This window comes from Pseudomonas sp. DSP3-2-3, assembly GCF_049898225.1.
In the GTDB taxonomy this organism is placed as follows: domain Bacteria; phylum Pseudomonadota; class Gammaproteobacteria; order Pseudomonadales; family Pseudomonadaceae; genus Aquipseudomonas.
In genome coordinates this window covers 73392-92973 of record NZ_JAFCXH010000008.1, presented here as the reverse complement: position 1 = coordinate 92973, position 19582 = coordinate 73392, and the positions used below count along the sequence as shown (strand labels likewise).

At 58.0% G+C, this 19582-nt stretch carries 16 protein-coding genes; 4 read left to right on the top strand and 12 right to left on the bottom strand.

Features of this window, described 5'->3' with window-relative positions:
- Positions 1–58 precede the first annotated feature (58 nt).
- The 7 genes from ACP7E4_RS11720 to ACP7E4_RS11690 all read right to left on the bottom strand — a co-directional run bounded on the left by ACP7E4_RS11720 (position 59) and on the right by ACP7E4_RS11690 (position 11135).
- Complete coding sequence (locus tag ACP7E4_RS11720) at positions 59–1135, bottom strand: DUF6708 domain-containing protein (RefSeq protein WP_426113808.1); 1077 nt, start codon at positions 1133–1135, stop codon at positions 59–61.
- On the bottom strand, positions 1122–4601 hold the full coding sequence (locus ACP7E4_RS11715) for a toxin VasX (RefSeq protein ID WP_426113810.1): 3480 nt from the start codon (positions 4599–4601) through the stop codon (positions 1122–1124). Before ACP7E4_RS11715 ends, ACP7E4_RS11720 begins: the two co-directional genes overlap by 14 nt.
- Positions 4598–5482 carry a DUF4123 domain-containing protein gene (locus ACP7E4_RS11710; RefSeq protein WP_426113812.1) on the bottom strand — a complete coding sequence of 295 codons (885 nt, stop codon included), beginning with the start codon at positions 5480–5482 and terminating at the stop codon, positions 4598–4600. Before ACP7E4_RS11710 ends, ACP7E4_RS11715 begins: the two co-directional genes overlap by 4 nt.
- 234 nt (positions 5483–5716) lie before the next feature.
- A complete protein-coding gene (locus tag ACP7E4_RS11705; protein ID WP_426113814.1) occupies positions 5717–7087 on the bottom strand; it encodes an imelysin family protein in 1371 nt (456 codons plus the stop codon).
- A gap of 284 nt (positions 7088–7371) precedes the next feature.
- Positions 7372–9471 carry a putative bifunctional diguanylate cyclase/phosphodiesterase gene (locus ACP7E4_RS11700; protein WP_426224892.1) on the bottom strand — a complete coding sequence of 700 codons (2100 nt, stop codon included), beginning with the start codon at positions 9469–9471 and terminating at the stop codon, positions 7372–7374.
- Between the two features lie 262 nt (positions 9472–9733).
- Positions 9734–10330, bottom strand: coding sequence for a superoxide dismutase (locus ACP7E4_RS11695; protein WP_426113818.1), 597 nt, complete (start codon positions 10328–10330; stop codon positions 9734–9736).
- Between the two features lie 202 nt (positions 10331–10532).
- The gene (locus tag ACP7E4_RS11690; protein WP_426113820.1) at positions 10533–11135 is read right to left on the bottom strand and encodes a LysE/ArgO family amino acid transporter; all 603 of its coding nucleotides are present in this window, start codon (positions 11133–11135) and stop codon (positions 10533–10535) included.
- Positions 11136–11229: 94 nt separating this feature from the next.
- On the opposite strand from ACP7E4_RS11690, the gene ACP7E4_RS11685 reads away from it, so the two are divergent.
- The 3 genes from ACP7E4_RS11685 to ACP7E4_RS11675 all read left to right on the top strand — a co-directional run bounded on the left by ACP7E4_RS11685 (position 11230) and on the right by ACP7E4_RS11675 (position 14198).
- A complete protein-coding gene (locus tag ACP7E4_RS11685) occupies positions 11230–12129 on the top strand; it encodes a LysR family transcriptional regulator ArgP (RefSeq protein WP_426113822.1) in 900 nt (299 codons plus the stop codon).
- Positions 12130–12276: 147 nt separating this feature from the next.
- Entirely contained in the window at positions 12277–13269 is a 993-nt protein-coding gene (locus ACP7E4_RS11680) for an NAD-dependent epimerase/dehydratase family protein (RefSeq protein WP_426113824.1), read from the top strand.
- A gap of 77 nt (positions 13270–13346) precedes the next feature.
- Positions 13347–14198, top strand: a complete 852-nt coding sequence (locus ACP7E4_RS11675) for an ATPase (protein WP_426113826.1) — start codon at positions 13347–13349, stop codon at positions 14196–14198.
- Positions 14199–14418: 220 nt separating this feature from the next.
- On the opposite strand, the gene ACP7E4_RS11670 is transcribed toward ACP7E4_RS11675, so the two are convergent.
- The 3 genes from ACP7E4_RS11670 to ACP7E4_RS11660 are packed head-to-tail and all read right to left on the bottom strand — an operon-like array spanning position 14419 to position 17015.
- Positions 14419–15468, bottom strand: coding sequence for an alkene reductase (locus ACP7E4_RS11670; protein ID WP_426113828.1), 1050 nt, complete (start codon positions 15466–15468; stop codon positions 14419–14421).
- A gap of 28 nt (positions 15469–15496) precedes the next feature.
- Positions 15497–16663, bottom strand: coding sequence for an MFS transporter (locus ACP7E4_RS11665; protein ID WP_426113830.1), 1167 nt, complete (start codon positions 16661–16663; stop codon positions 15497–15499).
- A 37-nt stretch (positions 16664–16700) separates the two neighbouring features.
- Positions 16701–17015 (bottom strand): ArsR/SmtB family transcription factor, encoded by a 315-nt coding sequence (locus ACP7E4_RS11660; RefSeq protein ID WP_020293015.1) that lies wholly within the window; start codon positions 17013–17015, stop codon positions 16701–16703.
- Positions 17016–17177: 162 nt separating this feature from the next.
- Between ACP7E4_RS11660 and ACP7E4_RS11655 the strand changes: the two genes are divergently transcribed.
- The gene (locus ACP7E4_RS11655; RefSeq protein ID WP_426113832.1) at positions 17178–17774 is read left to right on the top strand and encodes an ACP phosphodiesterase; all 597 of its coding nucleotides are present in this window, start codon (positions 17178–17180) and stop codon (positions 17772–17774) included.
- Here the strand turns inward: ACP7E4_RS11655 and ACP7E4_RS11650 are convergent.
- Together ACP7E4_RS11650 and olsB are read right to left on the bottom strand one after the other, a co-directional pair.
- The gene (locus ACP7E4_RS11650; protein ID WP_426113834.1) at positions 17735–18523 is read right to left on the bottom strand and encodes a lysophospholipid acyltransferase family protein; all 789 of its coding nucleotides are present in this window, start codon (positions 18521–18523) and stop codon (positions 17735–17737) included. The genes ACP7E4_RS11655 and ACP7E4_RS11650 overlap by 40 nt on opposite strands.
- Entirely contained in the window at positions 18523–19278 is a 756-nt protein-coding gene (gene olsB, locus ACP7E4_RS11645; RefSeq protein ID WP_065832094.1) for an L-ornithine N(alpha)-acyltransferase, read from the bottom strand. The genes ACP7E4_RS11650 and olsB overlap by 1 nt, the downstream gene beginning before the upstream one ends.
- Positions 19279–19582 lie beyond the last annotated feature (304 nt).

Here is a 19582-nt window from a genome sequence, read left to right as displayed (position 1 = left end):
CCTCGTCCTTTTCGAATAAGAGGGATTATCGTTTACCTTGACCTGTCGCAACGTGTTGTTACGAATTTGCCCGCTTCGGGATTTCGACTTGCTGGACATCCACGAAGGTTTTGTTTAGCTCGCGGAAGTGATCAAACAAGCTTTTACCCTGACGCAAACTCATACGCACCGCCTTGCTCTGCTCGATTAATTCAGCACTGGGCTTCTGCCATTGTTCGGGCGGCAGCGGTTTGGACCAATCCAGGACACTTTTCGGGAAGCTGGTTTTCGGCAAGCGCTCGACCCAGGCGGCGATGTGGCAGGGCAGGGTCCAGCCGCTGCAGAACTGGATCAGGATGAAGCCGAATAGATAGGTCACGTACCAGTGATTTTCCCGATAAGCCTGACGGCACAGCTGGAAATAGGCGACGGTGCCTTCTTCGTACTCTTCGCTGATCGGTTGCGATACCGCGCTCAGCCCTTCTTCCATATAGCCGCGAATAGCTTCCCACTCACTGATCGCCAGTATCAGCGATGCGGTGGGCACGGTTATCCACACCACATCGCCACTGTCAGAGTCACGTAGGCCGATCATCAGCGAAAAACTGTTGTGGGTGCCATATTGCGTTATGACCTTGCCACTGCTGACGCAGGCAATGACTTCTTCCCACGGAACGAAACGTGGCGGCTGACCGCGTTTGGCGACATAGGCGACTTCGCGGCGTTGGCGGTTGAAGCGGATTGGGGAAACGTTAACAAGTTTGCGAATAGCTTTAATGAAGACGAAAGAGTAAATCAAGGTCAGCGCTGCAATGAATGCCCAGAAATATGGGTTCAGCAAAACGACGAGAAGGTGCTTTAAGTAGTTTTCATCGTTGAACTTGATTTCGGTATAGGTCACCGGGATGCTAGTTATGATGAATAGAATTATAACTGCCATTACTGAACCGATAAGGGCCCTGGTGCCGAACTCTAGGGTGCTATTTCCAGAGCCGAAGTCTATGAATGTTTCCGTAATATTTCTAAGTAAATGTCTACTGCTGAAAGCTGCTGTGCCTGTCGGTACTGGCAGTGGCGCCAGATAAAAAACTTCCGCCCCGAGCGTTTTTTTTGCCACACCTGCTTGTGGTAGATTTATATATTCATTCGCAGTCATGCAAGAGTTCTCGAGTGATTTTTATTTCTTCTAATGTATTGGTGAGTGTTGGCGATTGCGCGGACGCCGTGATAGGTTTTACGCTGATACTATCTAGAGATAATGGGATTCGGTAATGCAGATAGCCGGTATCTGCTTTCAGATAATTGGACGCAATCGTGGGAATTACTGTCAAACGCAACTGCAGGACGGCACTTAATCCTTGCCACTGATCAGGTATTTGTAGACTGAGTGTGAGTGGGTGGTTTGAGACAGTGCGAATTTCTGCGGAAAGCGCTTTTCCCGCATCCCATTCTTCGGGAGATTTCTGCAGTAAAGCGCTCCAGCGTAGCGAAAAGTCATGGAATGTCGCAGCTGTCAGCCCCGGTAACACCAAGTACAACGTTCGAACAACCTCGCCGTCTTTGTTCCGGCGATGTATACCCTTGTCAGTAAATGTCGGAAGCAATGTGGCTTCGGCAAGTTTTTGCGCGTGTTGGAGCTGATCCCATCCTTGGGGTTTTATTCCCCAGCAGCAGCCCAGCATCCACCGTTGCTGTTCGTCGAGATTGTGATAGTTATAGAGTGCTTCGCCTGCAAGTTGCAGAGCTGTAAAGACCATACCCCAAGGGGTAATACGGGCCGTAAAGTGTAAAAAGCGAGAGCCTCGGGTTGCCCATGAATTAATGGCCGCGAGCTTGCGGTCATTTCCTGGGTCAACGAGCACGTCCCAAATTAAACCCAAGCCCTCGCTAGCGGTTTTTACGCTGACCGTGGCAGAGACGCCAGTAGTGCCCAAGTCTCCGATAAATCCGGCTAGCGCCCCTGCCTTCTCTTCGGTTGTGCCGCGAATAAAGGCATCGTGCCATTTACTCCAGTTGTCCCACGATGTGCCTACGGAACTCATCAACGCCATTGGTGAAATAATGAGAGCTAAACCTAGTCCTAATTTTCCGATTCGAGCGCCTAGCAGTTTTCCCGCTTGACCGGCAGTGTTGGCGGCAGTGGCCTGAAGCGCCTTATCAACCATCGCGATGTGTACTGATTGATAGACAGACATTACGGCAGCTGCAAAACCAGCTATTGCGCCAAAGAAAATCATCCTGCTTTTGGCATTCGAATCCCCCTCCTGGCTTTGGCGATACCAAGTATCAACAGCCTCCCCCAAATTCCCCACCTGCAACCCAACCGCCAACAACGGCACCCATCCACTTTTAAACCCCGCCTTCCAGGCACCATCAGTCGCATACCCACCCGAAAACCCAGCCCTGAATCGTCTGGTTTCGTCATACAACGCACTCGACTGTTCCTGCGTGAGATTCAGTCGCACGCCGATATAGCCGGTCGGGAATTTGCTGTTGGGGGAAATTCCGTCTTCCAGGTCTCGCACCACCGCCGAGCGCTTGTTTCGCGTTTCGAGCAGTTCTTCGTTGATGCGCTGTTTCTCGACTGCCGCCTGATAGCGTTGGTCTTCGCTGCGCATGCGACTCCGGGCTAGCTTGTCGTAGAGCTTGCGGTCGGTCTTGAGGTTTTCTTCGCGTTCGAGCAATGCGCTGAGGCGGGTGAAGTTGTCCTTGAATTTCTGTACGTCGGCGTCGGATGCGATGCTCAGTGTTGCGCCCTGCTGTTGCAGGGCGACCAGTGTTCCCAGGCGTTGGGCGCGGTTGGTGTATTGCTGGAACTTCTGGAGATGCTGGCTTAGCTCCGGAGTTTCGAGTTTGGCCTGCATCTCGGCCAGCCATTTTTCCATGCCCAAGGCGATGGCCGGGATGTAGGTGGCGCTGACTGCCTGATGCAGGGAATGGGCCTGGCCTTCCAGTTGCAGGCTGCGGGTCCAGTGGTTGCCCATGATGCGGCCGATTTCGGATATCCGCGTCTGGGCGTCGGCCAGTCCACTGGAGTAACCGCGCATGTCATCCAGCAGCTTGACCACCTCTCCGGATTTTTTGCGCAAGAAGTCCAGGTCAACCCGTCCATAGAACACCGGTAACACATGCATCGGGTTGGCGTGGAAGTACTCGCCTAGTTTCTCCAGCGCTTCATCGGTGCGACACATGTCGCGGGTGCAGTTGTACTCCATGGCCAGCGCGTTGTTCAGTTGTTCGGGGTGCTCTGGATCGAAATACCAGGCGCTGCGATGGAATTCGCCTTGGGTGAACAGATAAAGTCGGTCGTCGGTGATGGCGTCCAGACGCTCGGTCCAGCGCTTGAGGTGCAGGCGCTCGCGTTTTAAGTAACGTTGCATTTCCTCATGGCGAACCAGATCGAAGATGCCTCGCGAACCCAGGCCGACGCCTTCCAGCGTGCCTTTGCTGCTGTCTTCCAGCGCGTCGATTTCATCTTTGAGATCGGCATGCAAAGGTTCGCCTAATTCGTCGACCATCCGTGCATGTTTGGCGTCCATCTCGCGTTTGGTGATAACCGTTTCCGGGCGCTCGCGAAGCTCGGCACCCCGTTTGGCCGAGTAGCGGCCATCTTCGGCCGGAGTTACCGCCAAGCCTTTGCTGTTCTCCCAACGCCACTGATTACGCGCGTTGATGTAGTCATAGATAGTGGTACGTGCGGCGGGCGTGGTTTTGCTGAAGAAGTCTGAATTGGCTGGAGTCTTGGGTACGTTTTTCTCACCAATGGTCATCAGCGTGTCGATGTAACTGCCGACCACGTAGCGCATCTCGTTGTTATGTTGCTTCGTCCATTGCTCGATCCAGTCGACGACTTTGTCTTGTTCATCTGCAAGGTCGCGCATGATGCCGATGCTGTCTTCCAGGACCAGGTACAAGTGATTGAACTGGTACTGCGCGTTCAGCGAATCCTTTAGCTGGCCAATGTGCGCTTCACGAAACGACGCTTGATGTTCCCAGACATAATCCTGGCTCTCCTCAGCGTGAGTGTCGGGCGTAAGGCATTGTTCGGCGGGCTGTTCGGCCAGTTCGGCGAGGGATTGCCTGATCTGATTTTCGACTCGCAGATGCTTGCCGCCTTTTTCGCAGTCCGCAGCGGCCAGATCCACGCGTTGCATGAAGTAGAGACGATCAGGCTTGCTGCCAATAACCTTTGAGCATTTGGCGGCGGTCCATTGCAGTTCCGAGTAAGCCACGTGCAAGACGCTGTTGCGGGCAAAGACCAGCGTTGCTTCGCCCACTGCGGAACTACGAACATCCCGGCCAACTTCGGTGCCTTGCCAGAGGAGTTTTACCGGAACGCCATTCTCTATCCGGTACTCGTGCAGATGGCCGCTGGCTTCGTCGATGACATACAAGTAGCCATCGCGAATCAGGCGCAAGCCGATGGGGCGCTGCAAGTGTTTGTAAGGTGTTGCCGCAACATCACTGGCCAAGCGCTCAACGCGCCCATAACGCGCTGGCAGCAACTGGATTTTCTTACCCATAAGCGGGCAGGTGCCCAAGCTGTCACGGGCGTCTTTGTGGCCACCGCTTCGGGCTTCCCAATAAGCGCGGTCTTTGTCTGGCAGGCGTTTGTCGGTCATGGCTGAACTCCTGACAATTGCTTGTCTCGCTCAAGGGCCAGCAGGTTGGCTTTTTGCACTCGTTGCGAGGGTGTCAGCGGCGAGGATGTGTAAAGCAGATCGGTGATGTCGGGGTGCGCAGCAGTGGGCTGTCTGTCGAGAAACTCCATGACATTGGCGTAGTGCAGGATGTCGCTCTCGCTATGGAAGCCGTGTCCGTAGGCGATGCTTGCCATTTCATGGAAATAGGCGTAGCGCTCCAGTGCGTTGAGCCGGGCCTGAAAATCCGGAAAGTGTCGGCTCATGTGCCGTTCGAGTTTGAGGATGGTGTTGCGAAAATTGACTTCGTTCAAGGCGTCGATCTGTGCGGCATTCAAGCGGTAGAGGGCCTTGTGATCACTGATTACCGGTTCACCCTGGCGTTGATGCTGGCGCCAGACTTTGCTGTATGGGTCGACGGCGTAGATCTGCTCGACAGGGCCGAACAGGGCATTATCGGTTTGCATTGGATAAAGCTCGAACAGAGCGTTGGCAACGGGCGGATCGGAAAGGTTGAGCAGTGTAGGTTTGCCGACCGGTTCATCGACCGTGACCAGCCAGCGCAGGTGATCGACGATGCATTGCGGTTCGGCGCTGCTGAAGAGCAGCAGTCCCCAGATGTGCTCCGCGCTCTGCAAGTAAGCTTGCAGCGCCGGGTCATGGCGCCCCTCAAGCACGACCAGCACCGGCGAGACGTCCAGCAGTTCTTTAAAACGCGTTCCCAGGAACAGCGGATGACATCGGATACCCGGATTCCACTGATAAAGCCGTGGCAGGAGATTGCCGGTTCGTACGGCATTGAGCAGCAGGTAGCCGTTTCGCGACCAAGGGAGGTCATTGGGGCCGGATTCAAGCTCGTTCATCGAGGCGCGCCTTGCTCGGAGCATAGGGAAACCCGAATACTCAATGGCGATGCGAGCTGCTTCAATACGCTAAAGCGTGTTTCGGAATCGGCTTACAGCAGTTACAGACGTATCGCTGCTACAGGGTAATCAACAGGAAATCAGGGGCATAAAAAAATGCCAGTCAGCAAGCCGACTGGCATTTTTAGTTCATCCGTTCGAAGCGTTCAAACACGAACGCTCAAACAGCGCAAATCAGAACTCGTGATCGGCGTTGTCCGGGTTCAGGTCAGTGATGCCCAGTTTACCGGCGGCCTGTTCGATAGCGCCGGTCTGCTTGACCAGCGAAGCGATGGCGTCGCGTACAACCTGGTTGCCTTCGGTATTACCGGCGGCGATCAGTTGATCGAAGTGTTCGCCTTTGTTGGCGCGATCAACGATGGCTTGCAGTTTGGCCTGGGTGGCGTCCAGATCGGCGCGCAGGGTGGCGTCGGTGGCTGGGTCGACTTTCGCAACCAGCGACGACAGGCTTGGGCCGCTGATTTTGCTGCCGTCTACGCGGGTGTATTCGCCCAGGTAAACGTTGCGGATGCCTTTGCCGTTGTAGAAGTGCGAGTTGTGAGTGTTGTCGCTGAAGCAGTCATGCTCGTCTTCGCTGGAGTTGGCTTCCAGTGCCACTTTCATGCGCTCGCCGGCCAGTTCGCCCAAAGACAGGCTGCCCATGCCGAACAACATCTTGCGCAGGCCGCTTTCGCCGGACTCTGCTTCCAGCGTGGCGCGATAGTTGTCGGCAACACCGGCTTTCCAGTTGTTGGACATTTCGGTCAGGTCGCTGACCAGCAAGGTGGTGACAGCCTTAAGGTAGGCGCGACGACGGTCGTTGTGGCCACCGGTGCTGCCGGCGCCTTCGATGTAGTCGGACGCAGGACGCTCGCCGGCACCCGGACCGTTACCGTGCAGGTCCTGGCCCCAGAGCAGGAACTCGATGGCGTGGTAGCCGGTGGCAACGTTGGCCTCGGAACCGCCCAGCTCATTGAGGCTGGCGAGTTTCTCTGCGGTGATGTCCTTGACGTCAACCTTGTCTTCGCCCACTTGAACTTCGGTGTTGGCGATGATGTTGGCGGTTGCACCCGGGTTGCCCAGCGCGTGCTGGTAATCCTTGGCGACGTAATCGATCAGGCCTTCGTCCAGGGGCCAGGCATTAACCTGTCCTTCCCAGTCGTCGATGATGGTGTTGCCGAAACGGAAGACTTCGCTCTGCATGTAAGGCACGCGCGCTGCAACCCAGGCGTCACGGGCAGCTTTGAGGGTTTTGTCATTCGGCGTGGCGAGGAAGTCGTTGACGGCTGTTTGCAGAGTCTTGGCGGTGGATTCGGCGTCGCTGAACACGGCATAAACCATGTTGGCGTAGTTGGCGACCACGGCTTTGGCAGCGGCGTCGGTAGATTGGGCAGCAGCGGCAGGCGCAGTGGTGGCCGCTGCCGGTGCAGGCGCTGCAGCCGGCGCGGGAGCTGCCGGAGTAGCAGCAGGGGCTGGCGCGGCAGCTTTATCCTTGCCTTCGCCACAACCGGCGAGGGAGATAGCGATGGCCAGCAGACTAGCGGTTGCCAAAGGCATACGAATCATGACGAAATCCTGCGTCTAGAGGGTTTAAGGCGCCCGGCGCCCAAAAAAAGCTGCAACATAATGCGAAAGATTTGCATTCGATGTAAAGGCAAATTGCCGGGTTCGGGAAAGGTGGTCAGTGAGAGCTTGTAACAAGGGGTTTCGGTTGGCTTGAATTTGTTGGAGCGAGGCTTGCCCGCGAACGCAGCGTTTCAGGCATGAAATTCTCGCGAAAGTCCCGGCCTCTTCGCGGGTAAATTGGATCGCCGCCCGCTCGCTCCAGCGAAATCGCGCCCGGCTAAGCGTCAGGAAACCTCGACATTGCTGCGTTGCGACTGTTTCAGGTAGGCCAGCAGTTCGCGCGCGGGCAGCGGTTTGCTGTACAGATAACCCTGACCTTCATGACAGCCTTCGGAAATGATGTAGGCCTCCTGCGCCAGCGTCTCGACGCCTTCGGCGATGACCTGCATGCCCAGGCTTTTACCGAGCTGGATGATGGCGCGCACAATGGTGGCATCATCGTCGACGTCGATAAGATCCTGCACGAAGCTTTTGTCGATCTTGATCTTGTCCAGCGGCAGGCTCTTCAGATAACTCAGGGAAGAATAACCGGTGCCGAAGTCATCAATGGCGATCAAGGCGCCCGAGCGACGCAGGCTCAGAAGGTGCTGGGCGGCGGTGCTGATGTCTTCCATCAGGCCGGTTTCGGTGACTTCCAGTTCCAGGCTGCGCGGCGGTAAACGATAGATCTGCAGCAGATTGTTGACCACGCGAGGCAACTCGGAGTGGTGCAGTTGCACGGTGGACAGATTGACCGCCATGCGCAGGTCGGTGAAGCCCTGGTCATGCCATTCACGCAATTGGCGACAGGCTTGATCCAGGACCCATTCGCCGATGGCGATGATCGTGCCGTTTTGCTCGGCCAGCGGAATGAACAGGTCAGGCGGAACCAGACCGTGTTCCGGGTGCTGCCAACGGATCAGTGCTTCGACGCCGACCACACGGTGGTCGCGGTAGCTGATCTGCGGTTGGTAGACCAGATACAGCTGATCACGGGGCAAGGCTTCGCGCAGGTCTTTTTCCAGCTCCCGGCGACGGCGCATTTCGCTGTCGACACTGGCGATATAGAACTGATAGCGGTTGCGTGAGCGCGACTTGGCCAGGGTCATGGTCTGTTCGGCCTTCTGCAGCAGCTTCTCGGTACTGTCGCCATCTTCCGGGAACAGCGTGATGCCGATGGTTGCGCGCAGGCGAATTTCCTGGTCACCCAGGGCAAACGGCGCCTCCAGATCATCCAGGATATTCTGCGCCAGCTCGGCGGCTTCGTAAGGCTGTTCGATGTCGGCCTGGACCAGGGCGAACTGATCGCCACCCAGTCGCGCCAACGCGCCAAGCCGACCGCTGTGGCTGCGTAATCGGTCAGCCAGCGCCAGCAGCAATTGGTCGCCGGTTTGATAGCTGAATTGTTCGTTGATGCCTTTGAAGTCGTCCAGACCGACACAGATGACCGCCACCCGCCGCTGCAGCCGGCCTGCGTCAACCAGGATCTTGTCCAGTTGTTGCTGCAATTGCTGGCGGTTCGGCAGACCGGTGAGAAAGTCGTATTGAGCCATGCGCAGCAGGCTGTTTTCGGCTTCGTGGCGCAGGTGGGTATTGCGCTCGATCGAGGCCAGCAGCTGGTTGGCGGTGTTGACCCAGATGCCCAGTTCATTTTTCTCGTGCCCTTTAAGGAGCGGCAGCTGATTTTCACTGGGGCGGTCAGGATTGATGCTGGTCAGGTGTTCAATGATTTTCGACAGCGGCTTGGTCAGCAGCCAGTGATAAACCAGATACAGCACCAGGCCCATGGTCAGCGCGCGCAGGACTCCGGAAATGAAGATGATCACCGAATTGACGATGAAGCCGTCGCCGTAGGTCGCGGTATCGAGGGTGATGCGCAGGTCGCCGTAATACTCGCTATAAGGGCTTCGGCCTACCAGTTGGGTGGTGAAGCTGCGTTCCTGGCCGAGAATCAGGTCGGTCAGCCAGCGAGTGGGAGAATCCTTGAGCGGGCGTTCCTTCTCTGCCAGCAAGGTTTCATTGGGATGGCCAATGGATGCCATGCGCACGGCGTTGTCTTGAAACAGGCCTTCTATGACCTGCATGCCCATTTCCCGGTCCAGGCTGTAGACCGCCTGGGTCGAAGGGTCGCGGAACATACCCAGGATTCGCTCGGCATCGTTGGCGACGGCCTGACTGGTCTTGTAGGCGTCATAAACGATCTGCGCACAGCTGAGCACGACGCCGACGATCAGCGCCGATAGCAGGACCACACGCAGCAGTTTTACCGACAGGCTGTTTTTGAGTTCCAGCTTCAAATGGTCATTCCTTAATCCGTGCCGGGAGCGTGTACCCTTCCTAACCATCAAAAACACAGCCGACGAGCGCTGCCGCGAGCATCATGCGCAGATGATGCGGCGCCACTTCCTGCTTCCGTGCGGCGACTCGACTTGCCGGGCAAGGTCGGGCCATTCCCTGTGTCGGACGAAAACCTTTGAAACTTGAGCGGAGCTTCGAAAAACCCAAGGAGATGATATTAGTCCGCTATCGCTTTCTGACAATACATAACTATGTGTTACAGGCGAAAAAAAACCCGGCAATGCCGGGTTTTTTCATCTGGAGCTGAAATCAGGCTGTAAATTGCTTGCCTTCAAATTGCTCAGCCACAAATTTCCAGTTAACCAGGTTCCAGAACGCTTCTACGTATTTTGGACGCAGGTTGCGGTAGTCGATGTAGTAGGCGTGTTCCCAAACGTCGCAGGTCAGCAGCGGAGTGTCGCCGCCGGTGAGCGGGTTGCCGGCGCCGATGGTGCTGGCCAGAGCCAGGGAACCGTCAGCTTTCTTGACCAGCCAGCCCCAACCGGAACCGAAGGTGCCGATGGACGTCTTGCTGAACTCTTCCTTGAACTTGTCGAACGAACCGAACGCAGCGGTGATTGCGTCAGCCAGTGCGCCAGTAGGTTCGCCGCCAGCGTTAGGCGCCAGGCAGTTCCAGTAAAAGGTGTGGTTCCAGACCTGGGCGGCGTTGTTGAAGATGCCACCCGAAGAAGTCTTGATGATTTCTTCCAGGGTCTTGCCTTCGAACTCGGTGCCAGGCACCAGGTTGTTCAGGTTTACGACATAGGTGTTGTGGTGCTTGTCGTGGTGATATTCCAGTGTCTCTGCGGAAATGTGCGGCACCAGAGCATCTTTGGCGTAGGGCAGCGGCGGCAATTCAAAAGCCATGGTTTATCTCCTAATCAGGTCAGTTGCGGTGAGCGCAAGGCCGATCACGGGCGGCCAGACAGAACATACGCCGGGGAGTTTGTACTCTTTGCGGCGCAGGGTCTGGATCATAGCACCGGGTCCGTGCCTTAACCACGCAACAACTGTGTGGGATAGAGGTTCCAGAGGCTTTGCGTTGCCTGCCCATTAAATTACAGACGCCTCACGCAGCCCTGATCAGCTGCGCCGCCACGCTGAACATCATCACAGCAACCATCAGGTCCAGCACCCGCCATGTCGCTGGTCGGGCCAGCCAGGGCGCGAGCCATGCCGCACCAATCGCCAGGGTACTGAACCACAGCAGCGAAGCACTTGCGGCGCCGACAACATATGCGCCGGGGACACTTTGCTGGGCACCGAGCGAGCCGATGAGCAGAACCGTATCGAGATAAACGTGGGGATTGAGCAGCGTGACCGCCAGGGCGCTCAACAGCACGGCCCGCCGTGAGCGCAGGCCGACCACTTCGTTTTGTTGCAGGCTCTGCCGCGAGCAGGCGCGACGCAATGCCAGGCCGCCGTAGCAGAGCAGAAACACTACGCCGCCCCAGCGCGCCACCGCCAGTACGGTCGGATTATGCGCCAGCACATTGGCCAGCCCGAACACGCCAGCCGCAACCAGCAACGCATCACAGGCAATGCAGAGCATGGCGACGGGCAGGTGATGTTCCCGGCGCAGGCTTTGCGCCAATACAAACGCATTCTGGGTGCCGATCGCCATGATCAAGCCGGCGGCAACCAGCAAGCCATTCAAATAGCTTTGCCACATGGAACACGCTCCGAGGTCAGGTTTAGGTAGCGAGTGTGGAGCGTGACGCGGTATAAGAAAAACCAATAATCCTGATTGCTCATTAGGAAAACTGATGTTCGACTACAAATTGCTGTCCGCCCTTGCTGCGGTCATCGAGCAAGCGGGCTTTGAGCGGGCGGCGCAGGTGTTGAGCCTGTCGCAGTCTGCGGTTTCCCAACGCATCAAATTGCTGGAGGCGCGCATTGGTCAGCCGGTGCTGATCCGGGCGACGCCGCCACGTCCGACGGAAATTGGCCGGCGGCTGCTCAACCATGTGCAGCAGGTGCGTCTGCTTGAGCGGGATTTGCAGAGCCAGGTTCCGGCGCTGGACGAAGAAGGCATGCCCGAGCGGCTGCGCATTGCGATCAATGCCGACAGCCTGGCGACGTGGTGGGCCTCGGCGGTGGGGGATTTTTGCGCCGAACACCGTCTGTTGCTGGATCTGGTGGTGGAGGATCAGGACGTCGGCCTCAAACGCATGCGGGCCGGAGAAGTAGCCGCCTGTATCTGTGGCAGCGAACGTCCGGTGGCGGGGGCTCGCAGTCAGGTGCTGGGCGCCATGCGCTATCGTGCACTGGCCAGCCCGGAGTTTATCGCCCGGCATTTTCCCGCAGGTATCACCCCGGCGGGGTTGGCGCGGGCACCGGCGCTGGTGTTCGGCCCCGACGATTTTTTGCAGCATCGCTACCTGGCATCGCTTGGGGTCGAGGGCGGATTCGAGCATCATTTGTGCCCATCGTCCGAAGGCTTCATCCGCATGACCGAGGTTGGCATGGGTTGGGGACTGGTGCCCGAGTTGCAGGTCCGCGAGCAGCTGCAACGTGGCGCGCTGGTTGAGCTGGTGCCGGACAAGCCGGTGGATGTGCCGCTGTATTGGCATCACTGGCGCAACGGTGGACAGCTGCTGACGCAGTTGACGGAGCATCTGGCGCAACAGGCCGGGCAATGGCTGGTGCCGCTTGGGGCTGATTGAGCGTCAGTGCGCAGTGAACAGCGCACTTGTGGGAGCAAGCTTGCTTGCGAAGGCAGTGTCTCAGGGGCTTGGCTTTTCGCGAGCAAGCTCGCTCCCACAGGTAAATTGTCCATGAACCTTGTCACACGAAATTCGATGGAGCGGTAAATGAAGATTCTGATCACCGGCGCAAGCGGCTTTATAGGCGGGCGCTTTGCGCGTTTCGCCCTGGAGCAGGGGTTTGACGTACGGGTCAATGGTCGTCGCGCCGAAGGTGTCGAACACCTGGTAATGCGTGGCGCCGAGTTTGTTCAGGGTGATTTGATCGATCCGCAATTGGTGCGCGAGCTGTGCCGGGACGTCGATGCGGTGGTGCATTGCGCCGGGGCAGTCGGCGTCTGGGGCCGCAAGCAGGACTTTATCCAGGGCAATGTGCAAGTCACCGAAAACGTGGTTGAAGCCTGTTTGAAGCAGCGCGTGCGCCGGTTGGTGCATTTGTCGTCGCCTTCGATTTACTTCGATGGCCGCTCGCATTTGGGTATCACCGAAGATCAGGTACCCAGGCGCTTCAACAATCATTACGCAGCGACCAAGTATCTGGCCGAGCAAAAGGTCTTTGGCGCAGAAGAATTCGGCCTGGAGGTCATCGCCTTGCGGCCGCGATTCGTGACCGGCGCGGGCGACAACAGTATTTTTCCGCGACTGCTGAATATGCAGCGCAAAAACCGTTTGTCGATCATCGGCAACGGGCTGAATGTCGTGGACTTTACCAGCATGCAAAACCTCAATCAGGCCATGCTCAGCAGCCTGCTGGCGACCGGCTCGGCCTTGGGCAAGGCCTACAACATCAGCAACGGAACGCCAGTGCCGGTGTGGGATGCGGTGAATTACGTGATGCGCCGGATGCAATTGCCGCAGGTAACACGTTATCGTTCCTACGGCCTGGCTTACGCCGCAGCTGCTATAAATGAGGGCGCATGCCTGCTTTGGCCCGGACGACCTGAACCTACGCTGTCGCGTGTGGGCATGCAGGTGATGAGCAAGGACTTCACCCTTGATATCAGTCGGGCCCGGCATTATCTGGATTATCAGCCGCAGGTCAGCCTTTGGGCGGCACTGGACGAGTTCTGCGACTGGTGGAAAGCGCAACAAAACATGTGAGCGCCGTAGTTGCGAATTGCAACGGTTATACTCCCCCGACTTTCAGGCTTAAAAAGCGGATTCATACAGGGTTCCTCATGCGTAACGATCCTTACGACGACGTCGATGACGTCCCGAACCTCAGCGCCAAGGACGATGATGACGACTTCGCGCCAACCACCGGCGCGCGCAAACGCACCACGGTCTACTCCCGCGATACACCTGTGGTCAAGGTCAAGGCGCCGAGCACTGGCCCGTTATGGGCGCTGGTTGGCGCGCTGTTCATCGCTTTTTGCGGGCTGGGCTGGTGGAGTTTTCAGCAGATTTCCCTGATGGAGCAGCAACTGGTAGCCACTCAGGAAAGCTTTGCGCGGATCAGCGAAGAAGCGGCGGGGCGCCTTCAGGATATTTCCGGGAAAGTGGTCGCCACCGAGTCGGTCGTGGTCGACGGCGTTGCGCTCAAGCAGCGGATCAAGTTGCTTGAAGATCAGCTGGCCGATCAGGACAAGCAGCAGGAAGGTGTGACGGGCCAGCAATCTGCGCTGGAAAAACGTCTGGAACAGATGACCGCCCAGACCGCCCAGCAACAGAACGCCAATGCTCAGCTGGCAGAACAACTCAAAGCCGTGACCACCGAGCTGGCTTCGCTCAAGGCCGCCATACCTGACTCGAAAGCGAGCCAGGGCGATCAGGAAAAAATCGACGCTCAGCTCAAGAGTCTGAACGCCGATGTGGCTGCGCTGAAGAAACAAGGCAATCCAGCAGCTGCCATCGAGCGTCTGGAACAAGACCTGATCGTGCTCAAGAGCGAACAGGAAAATCGTCCGGCTCCTTCAGCAGGTGGCAATACTGCCGAGTTCGATTCATTCCGTGCCCAGGTCACCCGCAACATCAATACCCTGACCGCGCAGATTCAAACCTTGTCGCAGCAGTTGAATGCTCGAAGGTAGTCAACGGATCTACGCAACATTCGCGATAGACGATACAGCCGATGCAGTTGCGTCTACTGGAATACCGTCTTCCCGGATAAATCCGGTCCCACACAAGTAGCGCGATCTAGTGGGACCGGCTTTAGCCGGGAAGGCGTCGGTTCAAACAATACTTCTGCGGTGCCTGGCGGTTGCCCCCAGACATAGAATCTCCAACGAATCGCCCATTGTTGGTGCTACCTCAAAGCGCCGGATAGTCGATATAGCCCACCGGCCCTTTGGCGTAGAAGGTTTCCGGGTGCGGGGCGTTCAGCTCTGCATCCAGTTTCAAGCGCGCCGGCAAGTCCGGGTTGGCGATGAAGGGCACACCGAAGGCGACGGCATCGGCCGAGCCGTTGGCCAGCCAGGCGTTGGCGGTTTCCTTGGTGAATTTCTCGTTGGCGATATAAGCGCCGCCGAAGGCTTTTTTCAGCTGTGGACCAATGCTGTCGCCGGCTTCGCGTTCCCGGGCACAGATAAAGGCGATGCCGCGTTTGCCCATTTCGGTTGCCACGTAGTTGAAGGTTTCGCTCAGGTTGTCGTCACCCATGTCGTGCAAGTCAGCGCGCGGCGAAAGGTGCAGGCCGACACGACCGGCGCCCCAGATTTCGATGGCCGCATCGACCACTTCAATCATCAGCCGCGCACGGTTTTCCACGGAACCACCATATTGGTCGGTACGCTGGTTGGTGCTGGTCTGCAGGAACTGGTCGAGCAGGTAACCGTTGGCGCCGTGGATTTCCACACCGTCAAAACCGGCGGCCTTGGCGTTTTCCGCACCGACTCGATAGGCGTCCACGACGTCGGCGATTTCCGCCAGTTCAAGGGCGCGCGGGGTCACGTAATCCGCCAACGGGCGAACCAGGCTGACGTGGCCTTCAGGCTTGACGGCGCTTGGCGCGACCGGCGCTTCGTCGTTGAGGTACGAAGGATGGGAAATCCGACCTACGTGCCACAGTTGCAGGACGATCTTGCCGCCGGCGGCATGTACGGCTTTGGTGATGTTGCTCCAGCCGCGCACCTGATCGTTGGACCAGATGCCCGGAGTGTCCGGATAACCGACACCCATTGGCGTGATCGAAGTCGCTTCGCTGATGATCAGGCCCGCCGAAGCACGCTGAACGTAATATTCGGCCATCATCGCATTAGGCACGCGCCCTTCGTCGGCGCGGCAGCGCGTCAGCGGCGCCATGATGATGCGGTTGGACAGTTGCAGCTCGCCCAAGGTGATCGGGTCAAAGATAGTCGTCATGGTGCAAACCTCTTGAATGATCAAATAATTAGTGGGTAGCAGGGGCCAGCTCGGTATTGGCGGTCTGGCGGAAAGTAATCAGGGTGACGATCAGCGCCAGCACGGCCAGCAACGCGGCGGCCAGGGGCACGCTGGTCAGGCCCAGACCGTGGGCGATGACGCTGCCGCCGATCCAGGCACCCAGGGCATTGCCGACGTTGAAGGCGCCGATGTTCAGGGTCGACACCAGATTTGGTGCCGCCTTGCCGTAGGTCACCACGTTGATCTGCAGGGCAGGCACGGCGGCGAATGCGGCAGTGGCCCACAGGAACAGAGTGATTTCAGTAGGGATCAACGCCACGCTGGTCCAGCTCAGCACGGTCGAGATCACGGCCATGGCGATGAACACGCCGATCAGCGTCGCGGCCAGGCGTTTGTCAGCCAGCTTGCCGCCGATGACATTGCCGACGGTCAGGCCCAGGCCGATCAGCAGCAGCGTCCAGGTCACGCCTTTTGGCGAGATGCCGGTGACTTCGCCCAGCAGCGGCGCGATGTAGGTGAACAGGGTGAACATCGAGGCGGAGAACAGCGCCGTCATGCTCAGCGACAGCCAGATGCCAGCACCTTTCAGGGCGCCAAGCTCGGCGCGCATGTCGAGTTTTTCTTCGTCGCGTTTGGTCGGCAAGTAACGGATCAGGCCGATCAGCGCGATCACGCCGATGACGGTCACGGCCCAGAATGTCGAGCGCCAGCCTGCGTATTGGCCCAATGCCGTACCCAACGGAACGCCCAGCACGTTGGCCAGAGTCAAGCCGGTGAACATCAACGCCACAGCGGAAGCGCGGCGATTGGCTGGCACCAGCCCTGCGGCTACCACTGAACCAATCCCGAAAAATGCACCGTGGCACAACGCCGTGATCACCCGGGCAAACATCAATACGTTGTAGTCGCTGGCAATCGCGCAGAGCAGGTTGCCGATGATGAAGATGCCCATCAGCGTAACCAGTGCAGCCTTGCGCGGCAGTTTGGCGGTGGCCATGGCCATGAACGGCGCACCGATGGCCACGCCCAGCGCATAACCGGTCACCAGCCAGCCGGCACCGGGGATCGACACGCCCAGATCACTCGCCACATCAGGTAGCAGGCCCATGATAACGAACTCGGTGGTGCCGATGGCGAAGGCGCTCAAGGCCAGAATTAGCAGTGAAAGAGGCACGAGGCATCTCCTGAATGAATAGTGTTGAGCCGGCGTGTCAGGACGGCTTTTTCAGTTCCAGCAGCAGCGCGTCGATGAAGGCCTGGATGACCTCTTCGTTGCGCCTGAAGAAGTGCCATTGGCCAACCTTCTTGCTGCTGATCAGGCCAGCGCGTTGCAGCGTCGCCAGATGGGCAGAAATCGTGGACTGCGAAAGGCCTGCACGTTGGTCGATCTGACCGGCGCAGACACCGTTTTCCGTGGAGTGCTCCTGATCGGGAAAGCAGGTGAGGGGATCTTTGAGCCACACCAGAATTTCACGGCGAACAGGGTGAGCCAGGGCTTTTATTATTTCGTCGAGGTCGATAGGCATTTCGTTCTCAATATGGGTATAGCGCTATATCGCGATGGAGCGAACTTTATATTGGTATTTCGCGATATACAAATATGATTTTCTGCTGAGGACTGGATAAAACGCTATATCGGGTTATAACGATATTTGCCTGCCGGGCGTTTCCGGGCGTACGCTGGCGGTATGAATTACCTCGCGCATCTGCACCTCGGCGGTCAACGCCCGCCGCAATTACTCGGCAGCCTGTATGGCGATTTCGTCAAAGGGCCTTTGGCTGGGCGCTTTTCGGACGAGCTGGCCGACGCCATCCAGTTGCATCGCAGCATTGATGCCTTCACCGACAGCCATCCGCTGGTCAAAGCCGCGATTGCGCGTTTCCCCGCCGAGCGGCGGCGTTATGCGGGGATCATCCTCGACGTATTTTTCGACCATTGCCTGGCCCGTGACTGGCAGCGCTACGCCGATGTGCCGCTGGAGGTATTCACCCGCAAGGTTTATGGCGTGCTCGCTGCCGAACCGGAATTACCCGGCAACCTGGCGCTGATTGCGCCGCGCATGGCTGCTCAGGACTGGTTGAGTTCGTATCGGGATTTTGCCGTGGTGGAGCAAGTGCTGGCGGGGATTTCCCGGCGTTTGTCACGCCCCCAGGGGCTGGCGGGCGCCATGCAGGAACTGCAGGCGCTTTACCAGCCGTTGAGTGCTGACTTCGCTGAGTTTTATCCTGTGCTGCAGAATTTCTCTCAAGCCGCTCTGGCGGGACGGGCCACTTCGGTCGGTTGAGCGATCTCGCCGAATAACGCTACTTGCACCGCCTGCTGGGCTTGAAAGGCCAGCGCGGCGCGTTCCTGGCCAAGCGTTGCGATCGGCTCCAGCAACTGGATATGCACGTCACCTTGCTCATTGGCGAACAAGCGGCGCAGGTGGGAGAGCAGATCGTCATCGCCAATGAATGGCGCGATAGGGTCAGGTTTGCCATTGCGCGAATAGTGAATCGCCACCGGTTGCAGCGGCACGCCAGTATCGATGGCGCTGGACATCAGGCGACCATGAAAGGTGCGCAGACTGCGGCCATCGGTGGTGGTGCCTTCCGGGAAGATCATCAATGCATTGTTCTGTTGCAGATGATTGCTCATCTGCTTCTGGATCAAACGGCTGTCACCCGAACCACGGCGAATGAACAGCGTACCGGCTTTTAGCGCCAGCCAGCCGGCAACCGGCCAGGTGCGCACCTCGGCCTTGGACAGAAATGACAGGGGTGCCAGCATGCCCAGCAACGGAATGTCGGTCCACGACACATGATTGCTGACCCACAGCATCGGCTGACGTGGCAGCTCGCCGCTCACGGTGACACGAAACGGCAGAGCGTTGGTCAGGCGCGCCATGAACCAGCGGCTCCAGCGTTGGCGGCGCGCCATGGAGTTGCCGATCCGCAAGCGCTCCATCAAGGAAAACGCTCCGGCAATCGTCAGACCCAGGGCAATCACCAACAATACTCTGGCCACTCGCGCGTAGCCGCGCGTGCGGCTCATCACACGGCTGCCTTGAAGTGGCGGGCATAGCGCGGGCATAGCTCGTCGCGCTTGAGCAGGATGAACACGTCGGCCACCTGGAAATCTTCGTCCCAGCACGGCTCGCCGCAGATTTTCGCACCCAGACGCATGTAGGCCTTGAGCAGTGGCGGCATTTCGCAGATCACGTTGCTCGGCAGATCCAGGGACGGCAGCGGATTTTTCGGCTCGGCGCGCAGGTTTTCGGTGCACAGGTAACGTTCGCGCAGGCGCTGCATGATGGCGTGGGCCTGAATGCCGCCGTCCTGCATCGGGATGCTGGCGCAGCCCATCAAGTAACTGTAACCGCCTTCGTTGAGAATTTCGGCCAGTTCGCTCCACAGCACCGCGATGGTGCCGCCGTTGCGGTAGGCAGGATCAACGCAAGTGCGACCCAGCTCCAGGATCGGGCCTTGCAGATGGCTCAGGCCGTGCAGGCTGAACTCTTCTTCGCTGTAGAAACGGCCCAGGGTATTGGCCGCTTTGTGATCGAGCAGGCGAGTGGTTGCTACCAGCTTGCCGGTGCTCAAGTCACGAACGCCGATGTGCGAGCAATGCACGTCGTAGTCGTCCATATCCAGGCCCAATTCCGCGCCTTTGAGTTTGGCGTTGAATTCGCCGCTGAACACACTGAAACGCAGGGCCTGTGCTTCCTGCAAGGCTTTGCTGCCGATCAGGCGTTCGGCCTGAAGGCGGCGGTCGTTAGCGGTGTCGCGAATACGAGCGATCTGGGTCATGCGAAGTCTCCGTGAGCCAGCCCTGCAAGTGCGGGCGATGGGCTGAAATGGCCAAGCGCTTTGCTGTACTTATGCAGGCTAGGCAGACGCCGTGTCATGACCGTGACGCTTTGGTGATGGTTGTGTGACGGGGCGTTGAAGCGACTTGTCTGTGGTTGGAGATTCGATGGTCGCAACGCCCGGCTTGGTGTGGACGGTGCCTTTGTGGGAGAGGACTTGTCCTCGATAGCCAGCCCAGACGACCGTGATCCGCCTGACCCACATGCAGTGCTGAAATGACAGCCATCGAGGACAAGTTCTCTCC

What these genes read in the sequence shown, in the direction of transcription:
- ACP7E4_RS11720 (WP_426113808.1), bottom strand. Translation starts at nt 1,135, where the DNA reads ATGACTGCGAATGAATATATAAATCTACCACAAGCAGGTGTGGCAAAA.
- ACP7E4_RS11715 (WP_426113810.1), bottom strand. Translation starts at nt 4,601, where the DNA reads ATGACCGACAAACGCCTGCCAGACAAAGACCGCGCTTATTGGGAAGCC.
- ACP7E4_RS11710 (WP_426113812.1), bottom strand. Translation starts at nt 5,482, where the DNA reads ATGAACGAGCTTGAATCCGGCCCCAATGACCTCCCTTGGTCGCGAAAC.
- ACP7E4_RS11705 (WP_426113814.1), bottom strand. Translation starts at nt 7,087, where the DNA reads ATGATTCGTATGCCTTTGGCAACCGCTAGTCTGCTGGCCATCGCTATC.
- ACP7E4_RS11700 (WP_426224892.1), bottom strand. Translation starts at nt 9,471, where the DNA reads ATGGTTAGGAAGGGTACACGCTCCCGGCACGGATTAAGGAATGACCAT.
- ACP7E4_RS11695 (WP_426113818.1), bottom strand. Translation starts at nt 10,330, where the DNA reads ATGGCTTTTGAATTGCCGCCGCTGCCCTACGCCAAAGATGCTCTGGTG.
- ACP7E4_RS11690 (WP_426113820.1), bottom strand. Translation starts at nt 11,135, where the DNA reads ATGTGGCAAAGCTATTTGAATGGCTTGCTGGTTGCCGCCGGCTTGATC.
- ACP7E4_RS11685 (WP_426113822.1), top strand. Translation starts at nt 11,230, where the DNA reads ATGTTCGACTACAAATTGCTGTCCGCCCTTGCTGCGGTCATCGAGCAA.
- ACP7E4_RS11680 (WP_426113824.1), top strand. Translation starts at nt 12,277, where the DNA reads ATGAAGATTCTGATCACCGGCGCAAGCGGCTTTATAGGCGGGCGCTTT.
- ACP7E4_RS11675 (WP_426113826.1), top strand. Translation starts at nt 13,347, where the DNA reads ATGCGTAACGATCCTTACGACGACGTCGATGACGTCCCGAACCTCAGC.
- ACP7E4_RS11670 (WP_426113828.1), bottom strand. Translation starts at nt 15,468, where the DNA reads ATGACGACTATCTTTGACCCGATCACCTTGGGCGAGCTGCAACTGTCC.
- ACP7E4_RS11660 (WP_020293015.1), bottom strand. Translation starts at nt 17,015, where the DNA reads ATGCCTATCGACCTCGACGAAATAATAAAAGCCCTGGCTCACCCTGTT.
- ACP7E4_RS11655 (WP_426113832.1), top strand. Translation starts at nt 17,178, where the DNA reads ATGAATTACCTCGCGCATCTGCACCTCGGCGGTCAACGCCCGCCGCAA.
- ACP7E4_RS11650 (WP_426113834.1), bottom strand. Translation starts at nt 18,523, where the DNA reads ATGAGCCGCACGCGCGGCTACGCGCGAGTGGCCAGAGTATTGTTGGTG.
- olsB (WP_065832094.1), bottom strand. Translation starts at nt 19,278, where the DNA reads ATGACCCAGATCGCTCGTATTCGCGACACCGCTAACGACCGCCGCCTT.